The sequence below is a fragment of the Proteiniphilum sp. X52 genome (genome assembly GCF_003712195.1).
In the GTDB taxonomy this organism is placed as follows: Bacteria; Bacteroidota; Bacteroidia; order Bacteroidales; family Dysgonomonadaceae; genus Proteiniphilum.
This window is the reverse complement of the sequence record NZ_RDSD01000025.1, coordinates 1-16,046: the sequence shown is the minus strand read 5'-3', so window position 1 is coordinate 16,046 and position 16,046 is coordinate 1. Positions and strand designations below refer to the sequence as shown.

The following is a 16,046-nucleotide window of genomic DNA, read 5'->3' as shown; positions in this document are numbered from 1 at the left end:
TCATTGTCTGAAAGATCCATCTTTATTTCTGAACCATGTCCCGCCTGCCGTCCAGTCGTTCCGCGGATCGACCGCGCCGATGTAGGGCGCACTGGTGAACCAACTACCCATGGATGTAGGATTATAAGGACTGTCTACAATTCCGGTAAAGGTGTCGAGGGAAATCCCCGCAACCGGTGTTTCGTTCAGGTTATAGAGACCGCTCTCAAAGAAGTGATCCTGGGCCTCCTGCCCCCAGTTGGCAAAATTGCCGTAGGAATGCATGTTGTCTATAAGGGTGGTAGTTCCCAGTGACTCGATGGGCAGGTCCTCCACCCGTACCGCATCACTGGGGAATTGCGTGACAATGGCATTATGCAGAAGTCCCTGTGAACCGGTCCGTATCCTTATTCCGCGGCGGGTGCCGGAATCTGTCCCCTCGGCATATCCGTTCCCGATCAGGGTAATATTACTCAGCCTGAAAGTAGTGCGCGGTTGCTTTTCATAAAACGAATCATCATTCCTGAACTCGATGGATCTCGCCTGGTTCCAGTAATTGACGGGAACCAGCGTTGCCTTGATATCTGTCTGGAACACCCAGAACTGTCCGTTTCCCTGCCATCCTTCATCGGCCCAGATGCCGTAACCGCCATGCTGGATACCCGAAATGTACCTCAGGGAAACCCGTCCTCCCCTCACACGGAAAGCGGTGTTATATGATTCGTAAGACTGGATGTACTCAACAGTTGTCCCGCTTCCCACACCAAATAATTGCAAGGCATGGCGATCCCTTTTCCCCGTATATTCAATCCGGACAAAACGCAGCCTCCCGGAATTATCGGAAGCCACTGTTCCTCCATATCTGAAGCCGTCACGGATCACTGTGGTTCCGGCATTGGTGGGCGCAAAGCCATGGATCGCCAAACCGCCCCAGTCTCCGCGCGCGGCATTGCCGGAGAGCGTTTTATCGCTTGTGAAAACAATCGGTTCGGAACGTGTCCCTTCGGCCATTATCCTACCTCCCCTCATAATGGAAAGCAAACTTACCCTGTCATTATTGGAGAATGTCCTGAAGTAGACAACCGTACCGGGTTCAATGGTAAGCGTCGCTCCCTGATCCACACTCACAATACTGTCTATCAACCATTTGTGCTCTTTGGTGAAAGTCAGGTCTTTATTGACCCTTCCATGGATCTTGCGGAATGTATTGCCTCCCTGGGTAAAGTCAGTAATGTTAAACGGCTGTTCCACCTTTATGGTGATCACAGGTGTGGAAACGGTACGCCCGTTTTTATCTTCCATGGTGAATACAAGTTGAATTTCATCGCCCCTATTCGCGTTTGCCGGCACATTATAGGTGTAAGCATAATCATGGGTGAACAGGTCACCGGTCTCTATCGTTTCCACCACAGATCCGTCGACCAGCACGTCGATCTTTCTCACACCGGCAAGCGAGCGGGAAACAATGTGCAACTCCACCTCTCCCGACGGTTCCTGTATGATGGCATTTCCGGCATAATTCTCCACGGATATGGTGGCCTCCGGCAACTCGATCTCCCGTTCCCTCTCACATCCGGCCATGACCACTGAAAAAACAGCGAACAGTGATAATAATTTGAGTTTCATTTTTCCGTTTTTAATTTTTTATTTTTCCAATGACACATTTCATAACCTGTAAGTGATTCCGAATCTCGTCCACCATCCGAAATAAGCAAGGCGCGAGACCTGGTGCTTATATCCCTGGTATTGTCTCGAGGGTGAATTGGTGATATTCACAAACTCGGCATACAGGCTGATTTTTTTTGTAATCCGTTGAGACAGGTTAAGGTCTAGCTGGAATCTGTCATCCTGCATGATATCATCGTTTTCGTTGCTGGCAACAGATCTGATGTATGCGCCGTTATAATTGAGGCTTGCCTTGGAGGAGAAACCTTTATAGTCCCATGACAAAGCGGCATTCCCGGTATGCATCGCTTGTCCCGGCAAACGCATATTGCTCCTGTCCTGCGTACTGGCGTCACTACCGGTAAAGGTATAGTTCAGATAGGTGCTTATTCCTTTGAGTGCGCCCGGAAGAAAATCCATTTTTTGCATAAAGTTCAACTCGAAACCATATACAATGGCTCTTTCCCCGTTTTGTTCCTGCCGGAACTCAAATCCCGCCGTTTGGGGAAATCCCGGATAGTCTTCAGTCAGCGAAGGGACGATCCTTGTAAACTGGAACCGGTTCATCTCTTTGTAGAAAAACCCCGCGGATATGATTCCCCCGCCGCGATCGTATTTTTCAAACATCAGGTCGATATTCTTCGAAAGCGACGGTTTGAGATCGGTGTTTCCGATAAAAAGCCGTGCCGCGTCGGCATCATAGTTAATGAAGGGCACAATATCCACAAAATTGGGCTTTCCATACGAATGGGTATAGGCCAGCCGGATATTGGTAAGTTGATCCAGACCATATTTCACATGGACACTGGGCAAGAGGTAACCATAATTGGTTCCTCCGCTTATGGGAGTAGCCACAACGTTCGTCCCCGATCTTTTCACATCGAAGGCGTTATAATTCACATCGTTGTACTCGTACCTCAACCCTGTGATCAATAAGAATTTCTTGAGTTGCACGCGGTTCATCAGATAGGCCGCATAGACATTCTCCCTCGCGTCATAAGTATCGTTTTTCGACAATCGCTCCGCATCCCATGAGTCATCCGCCTCTACAAGGAGCCTTCTATAGGTATCCATATAGTGAAGGAATTTCTCCTTGTCGACTCTGGGGCCATATTCGTATCTCCCGTGAAGGAAATCGACCGGTTCGGTATTCCTGGCCACATGGGCGAACGCCTCTTCCCTATTTAATATCTGATTGGGATCAAAGAAAGAGAGCACGCGGTTATTGCGGAACTTATCATTCGTTACGCTTCTCGCTTTGCCGCCGAACTTAAAATTCCCGCTATAATCACTGAATATATAATCTTTTCTGACATTGAACTTACCAACCATGTTGGATGCGTCGGTAGTCTCCATATCCTCTTCATATCTCCTGAAATCGTTCAGTAACAAGGGATTTTTAATATCCAGCGGATAAACCGGCCTGAGTTGTGGCACTTCATCCATGATTCCCCGGCTGTTATCAGCCACAATGGTAACGCCATCCAATGAGAAATCCCCTCTGGTACTTGTGTGATCCCTTCTCGAATTGGTATAGAAAAGTCCCCAGTCCAACACCCAACTGCTCAAAGTATGCGTCCCCTCGAGATTGAAATTGTGGTTGCTCTTTATTTCGTTCCACAAATTGATATCCCTGCGTATTCTTCCGTTCCGCATACTATCGTGTGTGATCCATTCCGAATTGCTGCGGTTGAAATCGAACCGCAGGCGGTTACGCGTGTCGTCGTCTTCACGATAGTTGTACATGTAATTAAAAATAATCTCGTGGTTTTTCACCTTGTAATCCACGGTAAAAGTCGTTCCCACCCGCGTACGTTTGTTTTCGGTTTTCCGGAACTGGAAGTCTTCCGGCATGATAAGGCTTTCGTTGACCATCTCCACCGGCCTCCTCACTCCCGACCAGGTAGCATCCATGCGATCTTCGGAATTGTTATTGCCATAATAGCTGCCGCTTGCCAACAAGCCAAGCCGTCCCCGCGGATTGCCCGCGTCAGCAAAAAAGCGTTGGCTGAGTTGTAGCTTGCCGATATAATTCAATTTTCCCGAAAGATCATTGAATCCCAAACCGGCGTCACTCCTGATCTGCAACTTATTGGCACGGGCGGTAGGAGTCCTCAGATTAATGTTGCCCCCGACAGCGTCTCCGTCCATATCGGAGGTCAAAGCTTTTGTCACTTCGATAGAGCCCAACTGGTCCGCCGGGATCAGGTCTAACGCCTCGGTCCTTGTCCCGCTTTGCTGCACGGACGCCAACTGCTCACCGTTGATACTGATATTGGTAAAATGCTGGGGCGTGCCGCGTATACTCACCGTCGACCCTTCTCCTTTATCCCTGGCGATATTTACCCCCGGGAGCCTTTGCAAGGCTTCCGCCACATTCTTATCGGGAAATTTCCCGATCAGGTCGGCTGACACGATATTCTTTATGTTATCGGCCGCCCTTTGCTGGTTCAAGGCTCGCTGCTGTCCCTCAAAACTGCCCATAATGATCACCTCGGTCAACACCTTGTCTTGGGGAGAAAGACGAATATCCACCACCGTATTGTCATCGGCTGGCATATTCACCTCTTTTTCCACTGTCTCATACCCTAAATAGGATATGGCAAGCACCGTCTTTCCCGGTTTCAGGTTTGCCAGACGGAAACGGCCTTCCAGGTCGGTCGCCGTCCCATTGTAATTCGCATTATCATACACCGTTGCCCCGGGTAAGGGTTCACTGGTGGTATCATCCAGAATCCGACCCTGAATTTCATAGGTTTGAGCCTGTGCCGACATTTGCATGACCGTAAAACCAATTGTCAAGATCACAAGAATTAGATTGTTTTTCATACGATTATCTTTCTTCAAAATTGCGATTCAACCTCCATTTTTCTATATATTATTTCAGTGCGCCAAAATACTCTTAATTTATCCATTCAACCCTTAACCATGTTACCAAAAAGTGGAACTATGTTACATTTATCACCAGGAGGCTGTAAAACAGACTATTGATCGCCTGTCTACCGGGTCAATACCGGACAGAACGAATACGTATCGCGCTAACCACAGGTTCTCTTTTAAACGGATGAAATTGTATCGACAACCCGGCATTATCTTTCACAGTATGCCTGAATACCAACCGGTAGGGGACATTCAATCCGTAACTTCCTCCCATATCAATGGCTTGTTCAACCACTCGGCCATTGACGGATATTCCGAAAACGCGCCTCCCCGGTTCATAGGTGATCTCTTTATCCTCATCGGCGAACCGCCTTGATTTTCTCACATAATCGACCATCAGCAATTCTATCTCATAGGTGCCGTCCGGGACATCAGCCCTGAATTCCGAAGGATCTACCCGCATGGTCTGGTAAAGGGGATCTTCTTCGTCCGCGGCAAGAATATCTTCCTTAGTCCCCACCTTATCACCTATATAAAGTTGCTTGCCTCCGATGATGCCCCAACTGCCACTCCTATGCTCCCGTTCGGGAATCCAGTAAAGGCCGGTACGACTGTCGATAAAAGCGTAATTCACTCCCAGATTCATCGCGATATCGAGTGTCGGTTCATCCTTCAAATGGAATGGGATGAGTGTTGTCTCTATCCGTTTTTCCGGCGTATATGTGCTGTTTTGTCCCAGCGACAAAAGGTGTTTTCCGGGAGGAAGGCACAATAACCATTCGGCCATGCCGTCTTTCACCTCACTTTCCGCTGAAAACCGGTTATTCACATACAAAGAAAGGGTCTTTTGATTGGAAAATGCGTACATCCGCACCGGAACCAACGTGTCGGAAGGAGATACGGCCGCATGTACCCATTGCTGGCGGAAAGAATAGCCCCATTCCGATACCGGTTTTTCGGAGAGCATTGCCTGCACAAGGTAATAGGCATCCTTTGGTTTTCTGTCAACGGTGACCAATCCTTTATTATTTATATGGGAAGTGGCATCGACCCGCCTTTCGGAACTGAAATCAATCAGGTTCCACAACGCGCCCCCGGCAATATAGGGACGGTCAAGGATCTGCCTGGTAATAGCTCGCGTGAAATTGATCTGCTCTTCGATGGTGAAATCGAACTTCTCCGGTTTTTCGGAATACAACCTCACATCGGAACCGGCTCCGTATTCACTGATAAAATGGATCCGTCGCGGATATTTCAACCTCTGTTCATCCATGAATTTCCCGAAATCTTCATGGTTGCCATAATACCATCCGTGATAGAGATTCCAGCCGGCAATCATGGGAATATCGCCCAACCCGGTTTCTTCATACGCCGGGTAATTATGCATGGCCATGGCTGTATAACGATAGGGATCAAGCTCGCGGGCAAGATCTTCAAGTTTCCGGGCAAGAGCCAGCGTGGCCCGGTTTCTGGCCGGCAACTCTTCTTCGGGTTTGAAGCGGTGCGCCCAATAGATCTCATTCATATATGCCCAGATAATCACCGAGGGATGGTTGTAATGCTGCCTGATCATCTCTTTTAACATCATCTCCGCATTCTCATCGTGTTCGCGACTGATGGTCACTTCGTTTACCAACGGGATCTCCTCCCATACCAGCAATCCAAGCTGATCGGCGTTATCCAGTATTTCGGTTGCCTGAGGATAGTGAGCCGTCCGAAGAAAGTTGGCCCCCATATCTTTCAACAGTCGCATGTCCTGTCTATGCATATCGTCGCTTAACGCGTTACCATAAGGTATCCTGTCTTGATGACGGTTGGCCCCCATCAACTTGAGATTCTCGCCATTAAGGAAAAACCCTTTTTCAGGATCAAAGTGAAACCACCTGAAACCAAATGGCTGTGTGAGATTATCCACCAATTCGCCTGATTTGAAAAGATGGCTCTCCACATAATACATGGCAGGGTTATCCGGGCTCCACAGTTCAAAACCGCCGATATCAGGGCATATTACCTCCACAGTCCTGTTTTGTAATGCGGGAACAATCACGGTTGTTTTTTTCCTTGCCAGTGCCGAAGAGCTCTCTTTCTGGATAATTGTCTCGATGGTCAATGCCTGATCATAAGCATTTCCGTTCTCCAAATGGTATTCTATATGCACATCCGCATTTTGGGAGGTTACCCGTGGCGTGGAGACATACACTCCCGGGCCGCCGTAATCGGACATGCTGAAATGTTGTTCTCCGGTGGTTATGAGATGTACCGGCCGGTATATTCCTCCGGAAAAGGTGAAATCGGCGGATAAGGGAGGGATATTTTCATTAAAACTATTATCTACCTTTACAGATATATACTGCTCTGCTGACGGATCAAGAAAAGGAGTGAGCTCTATATTGAAGGCGGAATAACCGCCGATATGCTTCCCGGCGGCTTTCCCGTTTACAAAGATCTCGGCTTCCTGATTCACTCCTTCAAAACGGAGGAAGTACTTCTTCCCCTCTTCCGGTTGAAGACGAAAATTCTTCTTATACCAACCGATACCGCGGTAATAACCCCGTTCTCCATCGGCCAGCACATCTTTGTCGTTCCATGTATGGGGAAATTGCACTGACTGCCATCCAAGAGTTGCCCTATCGGGTAATGAGGCATCCCTGTCTCCTTTTGAAAATAACCACCCGGAATTAAAACTGATTTTTTGACGTCCCTCAACAGCAGTTTGTCCAACGATATTTGTAACCAGGGAAAAACAGATTCCAAAAATAAACACACACTGACGCGTCATCCTGTTTTTTTTGACGCAAAACTACGCCAGACAAACCGTCCCGGGTGGTTGAAATGTTACCAAAAAGTGGAATTATGTTACGAAGTGAACCTGATAGATACAACACAAAAAAAATTCGGCATCTCAGCGATACTTCTTTAATCGCCTCGCCCATGGCATTGTAATCCAGAAGCTGGTATCACAAAATTTCAATGCTGCCCCTTCAAATGAATGGATTTTTTCTTGATTATTTTGTGACAATACCGTATATTTGTTGCGAGAATAATGGGTGTTATATGGCAACCTGTCGTACCCGATGAATGATGAAAAACGCTTGGTTAATAATAGGGCTCCTTTCAACAGTTGGATCGCATGCGCGCCAACGGGGGGACGGATTGGGTTCCCTGCCTGTGACATCCCGGATAAAACACAACTCACCAAAAAACTTATTGTCAACCATTTATTGAGAAAAAAAGAAAGGAGGGCGCCTATTGAAATCACATTACCCCACCCATTGAGCCTGTTTATTTACTAAACGCTTAACCGAGAAGAGATTTTTCATTATTAACTCACAAAACCGCATCATGAAAAGACTGATCTTATTTCTTGTTTTGCTGTTGCCCGCGTTGACCATAAAAGCGCAGCAGCAACTCTCTTACGCGTACGATGCTGCGGGAAACCGCACGAGCCGCACCATTGTTTTGGGCACACGCGGCGCCGACGCCACCGTGAATCAAACCGATTCGGTATTCTTTGAAGAGGTGTTGGCCGAAAAGCGGGTGAAGATTTACCCCAATCCGGTACAATACGAACTGACCATCTCCATCACGGGATACGAGCAATCCATGCGGGGAGAATATTCGCTTTTCAACCTGGGCGGATCGATGCTGGTCCGGCGCGGGATAACGGGAGAAATCACCCGCGTTGACATGAGCCGATACCCCAAAGGCATTTACATCTTGAATATCCAATTGGAAGGACGGCCCACCAGTTGGAAAATCATCAAACAATAACCCTCGAAAACACACAATAGCTATGAAACACCTTGATTTTTTCATGAGGCCAGTGCCGGCGGCCTTGCGTGTGGGAACCGTTTTCCTTTTCTTGACCAACGCATGGGTGTTCGCGCAAACCGGCAACGACAGCACGGCCCGCCCCACGGTTCCACCTCCCGGCATACAGGAAAAAGACACCCTCTTCAACCCCGGAGCCATGGCGGAAAGCCTCCAAAGGCGGCAGGATGTGAAGACCCGGGTGGAAATAACCGGAAAGGGAGACACAATCACCCATTTTATTTATGAAGCGTTCGATTTCGGTGAGATCTACACGGCAAATTCGGCCGTAAACGCCCGCGTCAAAAAAGCGACCGTCCGGAAAGGTGAACCGGATGAACCCGATGGGGAACCAGGCCGGCAGATGGCCGCCAACGTCACGGTCCGCTCCATCGACCCGGGAAAGTCGGTGGGACAGATTCCCTTCGATGAAGGAGTAACCCCCTCGGGCGGGAAAACCATCACCATCCCCATCCTCACGGCCACGGTAGCCTCTTCCGCCCCGCAAGTAACCTTAAGCTACAACAGCCAAGCGGAAAACTCAATGGCGGGTTTCGGATGGAGCGTGTCCGGCATACCCGCCATCAGCGTGGCCAACAAGACCATCCATTATGATGGTGTCGCGGCACCCGCCGATATTTCCAATCCGGCCAACTGCGTGTTCTCGCTCGACGGCACCCGGCTGGTCGCCAACAATAACGGCGCCGCGCCCGGTTACCATTATGAAACGGCGCAGGGATACACACTGGTCAAAAAAATAATGTACGGCAATCATATCGCGTGTTTCGAGGCGTTGTTTCCCGACGGCAGCAAAGCCACCTTCGGGTTCCCCGGCAATACGACAACCCGGATCTTCTATCCCCTCACTTCCTTCGTGGACATGAAGGGATACAGGATGGATTTCGAATATCTCTCCTCCGGAAACATGTATTTTATCAGCAAAATAAGATACGGTAGCAAAACCACCACGCATCCCGCCGAGATACGGTTTGAATATGTCTCCCGCGCGGACTTCACCACGGCATACATGTCAAACACCCCACTTTCACAAAACCAACTTTTAAAGAAAATTGTCTCCTACAACAGCGGACAGGAAATACGGACGTACACATTGACCCACACCTTGTCCGGCCAGGTGAACCGGCTTACCCGCCTGGACTGTTCCTCGGGCACAAGCTCGCTCAACCCGCTGGTGTTCGGGTACGATTTTTATCCCTCGTATATGTCCGACGGCCAGTTCAGTGAAAGCCTGTACGGGTTTCTCGCGCAGTATTTCAACAACAGTCCGGCCAATAAAATGCAGTTCATACGGGGGAAGTTCCGGAAAAACAGTTTCGGCGACGGAATGATCACTTTTCCCGGGAAGTTTTCCACCTACGGCCTGCTGGCCGCCCGCCGCCGATGGGTGCCGTTCCATTATGTGTATGCCTACCTCTACGGCAGCACCTATCCGGCCGACCAGACTATCCTGGTTGTGCCCAATCTGGATTTTTACAATGAACCCATATCCATCACGGCGGAATCCGGCTTCCAAGCCATCAACGCGGTGGACGTCAACGGCGACGGGGTGGACGAGATCGTGAAAGTGAATTTCAACGGAACATCGGGCTCCAAGACCATTCTTAAAATTACCGTTTACACCCTTACAACCGGGACAAGCTATACCACGCGCACATTTACCGTGCAGGTAGAAGGGGTGGTGAACAGCGATGATTATTATTATAGTCCGATATCAAGAAGCTATTACTTCGGCGATTTCAAGGGAGACGGCAAGGCACAGCTGTTGAGCGTTTCACACAACAAGACGTTCGACAACAAGGACCGCACTTCCTATTTCGCGCTCATAGACTTGAATGCCGGCAGCCTTCTGAGCGAAAACACCCTCTTTTCGCACTCCACCTACGAGGACACGTATGTCCACACCTTTGACGCGAACGGCGATGCGAAAACCGAACTCTGTCATGCAAGCAGTTCGGGTTATAACGTCTACGGGCTTTCAGGCAACAGCTTTACATGGCAATACGGTTCATCGGCAGTCCCCCGCTACGTGTTTAATAAAAACGTCAAATTCGGCGACCTGAACGCCGACGGCAAACTGGATATCCTGGTGCCCCCCAATGAATCCTATCAAAACACGCAGTATGTGGAAATCCCCGTGTGGGCTCCCCACCATTGCCCTTTCTGCGGGGGGCACGAGCCCATAACAGACTATTACGGAACCCATTGCCGGCACTGTAACCAGAACCTGCAATCCTTTTATGAACAGAATCCTTATTACGCCAGTTGCAGGGAGTGCGCCTCCCAACTGCAGTCGTGCAATTACGACCCTTACAACCCCTCTCCCGGGCAAGGGCTTTGTTGCCCCAATCATGGCCCGATAACAATGACCGAAATAAATTTCGGATACGTGGACAACGGCAATACCTGGACATGTTATATCAATACCGGGAAGGGGTTCACCGCCACTTATCAAAACATAGTAAATACGGAATACGGAGATAAAATCATCGTCATAGACATGAATCGGGACGGACTCTCGGATCTGGTACAACTCAGGGGCACGCAGGCCAGATTGTATTTGAACTCCAAAGGTGTCATTCAAGGCACAACTCCAATCAATCCGATTACCGTGACTTCGGGCACTTCCGATTTTATGCCGTCGAACGCGGTCAATTACTACAATTCAAGCTATCTGGTCTGTATCAAGAACGCTGAGATTTACACCGTGGATTTTACCAAGGACGAGAGCAAGGCCAATCTGCTCACCTCCATGACGGACAGTCACGGTGCCACGCATCAGAATTATTATTCCAATATGGCCGGCGGCGGAAACTACATTCCCTCAACCACATCCCGGTATTATCCGTATGCTTCCTCCATTTTTCCCCTGAATTTGCTCAGTTCCGCATACGTGTCTTTGCCTAATTATGGAAGTTATGTAAGCAATCAGTATTATACCTACCACGGGGCGGTCATCCACCAGCAGGGGCTTGGTTTCTGCGGCTTCGAAAAGGTGAAAACCATGGACTACATGCTGAACATGGAGTCGGTGGAAACCAGGAATCCCGAAATGTTCGGTGTGACCACCCAGGTTTCCTCACCCCTGAAAGACAGCTACTATTATTACGCGCGCAACGAGGAGGGCAACAAGCAGGCGAACCCGAGGGTGACTTCGACGTCGGAAAACGACAAGCTCAGGAATGTGTGGACATCCGGAAATTACCAGTACGACGCCTATAACAATCCCACGCAGGTCACACAGAACATGGGTTCGGCGCTCACTGTCGTCACCACGCAAACCTACTATACTTCGGTCACTTCCGACCGGTTCATTTCAGGCCAGCCGCTGGTGAAAACCGTGACACGCACCCGGGGCGGAAGCTCATGGGTGGATAAGGAAGAGATTTCTTACGATACCGCCACCCGGCTGCCTGTGAGCAAAAAAACATTTGCCGGAGCAAGCGGGACAAACAAAACCGGAGAAACACAATGGACCTATGACGCGAACGGCAACGTGACAAGCGAAAAATCGGCGCCGTACAATGTCACCGAGTTTCTGGGGACAACGTACACCTATGACTCGTCCGGCAGGTATGTGGCCACGGCTAAAAACGCGTTGAACCAAACCACCACCTATTCCAATTACGACAAGTACGGCAACGCCCGCGCCGTCACCGACCACAAGGGCAGGCAAACCACCCGTGTGTTTGACGATTGGGGTCAGATGATATCCGCCACAAGTCCCGACGGCGTGGTGGAGACCGCCACCCCGGCATGGGGAGGACAGGGGGTATATACCGTAACCCGAACCGTTACCGGACAACCGTCCACCGTTGTCCACTACGATGCCGCGGGGCGCAAAGCGCGCGAGGGCATCCAGCGGTTCGACGGCAGCTGGCAGTATGTGGACAACGCTTACGACAACAGGGGACGGCTGGAGAAGGTGTCGCTCCCGTTCAAAGGCGCGTCGCCCTCATATTGGGACACCTACTCCTACGACGTCTACAACCGCCCCACCCAACTTGCCGGGGCATCCGGCAAAACCACCGCGTGGAGCTACAACGGTCTGAGCGTCACGGAGACCCGCGACAGCATCGCCACCACCAAGACCACCGACGCTTCGGGAGCCTTGGTCAGCGTGAATGATCCGGGCGGAACCATCACCTACACGCTGCGCCCCGACGGGCAACCCTCGTCCATCACCGCTCCCGGCGGGGTGGTCACATCCTTCGGGTACGACGCCTTCGGCCGGCAGACATCCATCGCCGACCCCAGCGCCGGAACGCAGACCTTCTCCGAAAGCCACACCGCCGCCGGCGTGCGAACCCGCGCCGTCACCGACGCCAACGGCAAGACCGTAACCACCGTCTCCGACAAGCACGGGAGGGTGACCAACATAAACCGGCCGGAGTTCAACACAACCTACGCGTACAATACCGACGGGTTGCTCACCGGCGAGACATCCACCAACGGAACGTCGGCGGTGTTCACTTACGACAGCTACGACCGCCCCGCCACCGTCCGGGAAAACGCCCCCGACGGCAAATGGCTGCAAAAGACCTTTGCGTATGCGGCCGGCAATGTTTCGAGCGTGCAATACACTTCGCAAAACGGCACCATCGGGACGGAGAACTTTGTGTATGCTTATGGTCACAACACCGAAATAAAGCTGAACAATGCCACAAGCATTTGGCGACTGACCGAGGAGAACGCCCTGGGGCAACCCACAAAGGCCACCACCGGCACCATGGCGCGGACTTACGGTTACACCGCCTTCGGGATGCCCACAAGCCGTGCGGCAGGCAGCATCCAGAGCTTTACCTATAACTTCGACGTGCAGAGGGGCAACCTACTCAGCCGGACGGACAACACCCGAAACATAACCGAAACGTTCGGCTATGACCACCTCAACCGTCTGAGCAGCATGGGTAACCAAACCATATCGTACGCCGCCAACGGCAACATCACCTCCATGCCGGGGGTGGGAACAATGGCCTACGGCAATACGGCCAAGCCCTACCAGGTAACCCTGCTTACACCCACAGGCGCAGCGGTGCCCGTAAGGGAACAGCACATAAGCTACACTTCCTTTCAACGACCCAATACTATTTCGGAAAATTACAAATATTGCACCTTTACCTATAACGCTGGCGGTGACAGGGTGAAAATGCACGTGGAACAAAATGAGGGAAGAATACTTACGCGCTATTACATGGGAAAGCAATACGAAATTGACGTGCAGGCACACGGCACTTCCACTCCGGATGTTGAACGCCTGTATCTGGGCGGCGACGCCTACAGCGCCCCCGCGGTTTACGTAAAAGAAGCGGGTGTGTGGAAAATTTACTACATTTGCAGAGACTATCTGGGAAGTATTACCCATATAGCCAATGCGGATGGTTCTTTGAAACAGGAATTGAGTTACGACGCCTGGGGGCGGCTCAGGGATCCTTCCACACAGGCGGCTTACGCACCGGGAAGCGAGCCGACGCTGTTCCTTGGGCGCGGTTACACCGGCCATGAGCACCTGCCGTGGTTCGGGCTGGTAAATATGAATGCCCGGCTCTACGACCCTGCGTTAGGCAGGTTCTTAAGTCCCGACCCGTATGTGCAGATGCCGGACTTCACGCAGAACTTAAACAGGTACAGTTATGCACTCAACAATCCGTTATGCTATATTGATCAAGATGGAGAACTTGTCTGGTTCATACCCGTTTTAATAGGTGCGGCAATAGGAGGATACTCAGGTTACAAAATAGGCAAGGCTCATGGTGCTACTGGGTGGAAAATGTTTGGTTATATTGCTGGTGGAGCTGCAATTGGAGGGTTATCCGGAGGAGCCGCAGCTGGTGTGAGCGCATTAGGAGGTGCGGCTTGGTGGGCAGGTGCTGCCGCCGGAGCAGTAGGTGGTGCCGGATTTAATGGACTGGCAACAGGTTGGAATGGCGGGGCAATGTTGAAGGGTGCCGCGTTTGGAGCGATCTCGGGCTTTGTAGGTGGCGGAATAGGATCTGCTATTGGTGGCGGTTGGGGTGCAGTTGCTGGCGGATCCTCAAGCTCAGGTTTAAATGCAGCTTTAAACGGTGGTAATTTACAACAAATAGGTATTTCTATGCTGATCGGTGGCGCATTGTCTTATGGAACTTATGAGTTAACTTCTTATATTGCCTACAAACAAGCCAACTTATCAATAAATGATCATCAAGTGACATATAAACAGTTTAAAACGATGCAGGCGGATTATCAGCGTTCTCGTTTTTGGCGTAAAGAATATGGTGGAATACTGACAAAAAATGGTAATGTAATAAGAGCTCCCTCTCAAAACAGACACAGCTTAAGGGTTAATTTTACAAAAGGAATGGTTAATGCCGCTAATAACGATGGCGGTGTTGCTGCTTCATATCACACTCATTGGGCAAGAGGAGGAGTTGATTATTATGTAAATAATGTTGATGATATTGTAAGTAAAACAAATGCTTTATCTTTAGTGACAACGGTCAAGGGACCTTCTCCGGGGGATATGAATGGAGTAGCAAACTATTTCGGGGGAAATCAATATTTGATTGATAGAAACAGTTTTTATTATTATAATACTACCACATCAGGCAATAATAATGCTTTCATGTTTAGATATTTTCCGATGTATTGGTGGTAATTAAACAAATGAAAAAATCATGAAGAGTTTTTTTATTTTTATATTTTTGATGGTTAATGTTACAAATATGATTGGTCAGAATGCCGACAGCATTATAGTTTCTTCTGGTAGTCCGAGCATTATTTATCCATTAATAAATGATAAAAATATTGAGAAACGCCAGAAGGCAGGTATAGATTGTCATTATATTCATCCTTTGTTGATTTTAAACAACTTAATAATCAGAGAGGAAGAGAACGTGAATTGCTTTAGAAATCGATTTGAATTTGCGAATTTGAAGAGTATAAAACTAATTTCTAAAGTAGACGCTGAGAAAAAAAACATTCCCAATGTCCCAAAAGACGGAGTATTATTTGTTACAACAAAAGAGGACTATTATTTTGATTTTTCGTGCAAGTAAATTGCCTTGATAATATCTCTACAATTACTTTTGGCGCAGGTTTAATGTAGGGTAACTTATGCCCAAAATACTGTCAGTTTTTAACTGCAATAAAGATGACGCCAACAGCTGTCCCGCGGCGGCGGGGTAGCTTTCCCGATCCAAACTTATTTTCATCCAAAACAAAAAACGGCAACATCACCTCCATGCCGGGGGTGGGAACAATGGCCTACGGCAATACGGCCAAGCCCTATCAGGTAACTCTGCTTACCCCCACGGGAACAGCGGTGCCCGTAAGGGAGCAAAGTGTCACCTACACTTCGTATCAGCGCCCCAACAACATCACGGAAAACGGTATTACCGCAACATTTACTTACAATGCCGGAGGAGAAAGGGTGAAGATGCAGGTGGCGCAAGGTGCGACGGCGCTGTTGACAAGATACTACATAGGCAAACAATACGAACTGGATGTGGAGAACAACATCGAGCGGCTTTACTTGGGTGGCGACGCTTATTCCGCTCCGGCAGTTTATACGAAAGAAGCGGGTGTGTGGAAAATTTACTACATTTGCAGAGACTATCTGGGAAGTATTACCCATATAGCCAATGCGGATGGTTCTTTGAAACAGGAATTGAGTTACGACGCCTGGGGGCGGCTCAGGGATCCTTCCACACAGG

General features: G+C 49.6%; 6 protein-coding genes and 1 pseudogene. 4 read left to right on the top strand and 3 right to left on the bottom strand.

From position 1 onward, the window contains the following. The 3 genes from D7D25_RS15215 to D7D25_RS15205 all read right to left on the bottom strand — a co-directional run bounded on the left by D7D25_RS15215 (position 1) and on the right by D7D25_RS15205 (position 7,303). Entirely contained in the window at positions 1-1,605 is a 1,605-nt protein-coding gene (locus tag D7D25_RS15215; protein ID WP_122969784.1) for a hypothetical protein, read from the bottom strand. Between the two features lie 39 nt (positions 1,606-1,644). Then, on the bottom strand, positions 1,645-4,473 hold the full coding sequence (locus D7D25_RS15210; RefSeq protein ID WP_122969814.1) for a TonB-dependent receptor: 2,829 nt from the start codon (positions 4,471-4,473) through the stop codon (positions 1,645-1,647). A gap of 178 nt (positions 4,474-4,651) precedes the next feature. Further along, on the bottom strand, positions 4,652-7,303 hold the full coding sequence (locus D7D25_RS15205; RefSeq protein WP_122969783.1) for a glycoside hydrolase family 2 TIM barrel-domain containing protein: 2,652 nt from the start codon (positions 7,301-7,303) through the stop codon (positions 4,652-4,654). 563 nt (positions 7,304-7,866) lie between these two features. On the opposite strand from D7D25_RS15205, the gene D7D25_RS15200 reads away from it, so the two are divergent. From D7D25_RS15200 to D7D25_RS15185, 4 genes and pseudogenes are all read left to right on the top strand, one after another. Beyond that, entirely contained in the window at positions 7,867-8,295 is a 429-nt protein-coding gene (locus D7D25_RS15200) for a T9SS type A sorting domain-containing protein (RefSeq protein ID WP_122969782.1), read from the top strand. Positions 8,296-8,317: 22 nt separating this feature from the next. Next, the gene (locus D7D25_RS15195) at positions 8,318-14,989 is read left to right on the top strand and encodes an RHS repeat-associated core domain-containing protein (RefSeq protein ID WP_122969781.1); all 6,672 of its coding nucleotides are present in this window, start codon (positions 8,318-8,320) and stop codon (positions 14,987-14,989) included. Positions 14,990-15,008: 19 nt separating this feature from the next. After that, the gene (locus D7D25_RS15190) at positions 15,009-15,389 is read left to right on the top strand and encodes a hypothetical protein (RefSeq protein ID WP_255417339.1); all 381 of its coding nucleotides are present in this window, start codon (positions 15,009-15,011) and stop codon (positions 15,387-15,389) included. Positions 15,390-15,484: 95 nt separating this feature from the next. Then, positions 15,485-16,046: pseudogene (locus D7D25_RS15185) on the top strand (hypothetical protein); the annotation flags it as partial.

Bases quoted from the DNA above. Each gene is read 5' to 3' on its own strand.
- D7D25_RS15200 (WP_122969782.1), top strand. From the start codon at position 7,867: ATGAAAAGACTGATCTTATTTCTTGTTTTGCTGTTGCCCGCGTTGACC.
- D7D25_RS15215 (WP_122969784.1), bottom strand. From the start codon at position 1,605: ATGAAACTCAAATTATTATCACTGTTCGCTGTTTTTTCAGTGGTCATG.
- D7D25_RS15210 (WP_122969814.1), bottom strand. From the start codon at position 4,473: ATGAAAAACAATCTAATTCTTGTGATCTTGACAATTGGTTTTACGGTC.
- D7D25_RS15195 (WP_122969781.1), top strand. From the start codon at position 8,318: ATGAAACACCTTGATTTTTTCATGAGGCCAGTGCCGGCGGCCTTGCGT.
- D7D25_RS15205 (WP_122969783.1), bottom strand. From the start codon at position 7,303: ATGACGCGTCAGTGTGTGTTTATTTTTGGAATCTGTTTTTCCCTGGTT.
- D7D25_RS15190 (WP_255417339.1), top strand. From the start codon at position 15,009: ATGAAGAGTTTTTTTATTTTTATATTTTTGATGGTTAATGTTACAAAT.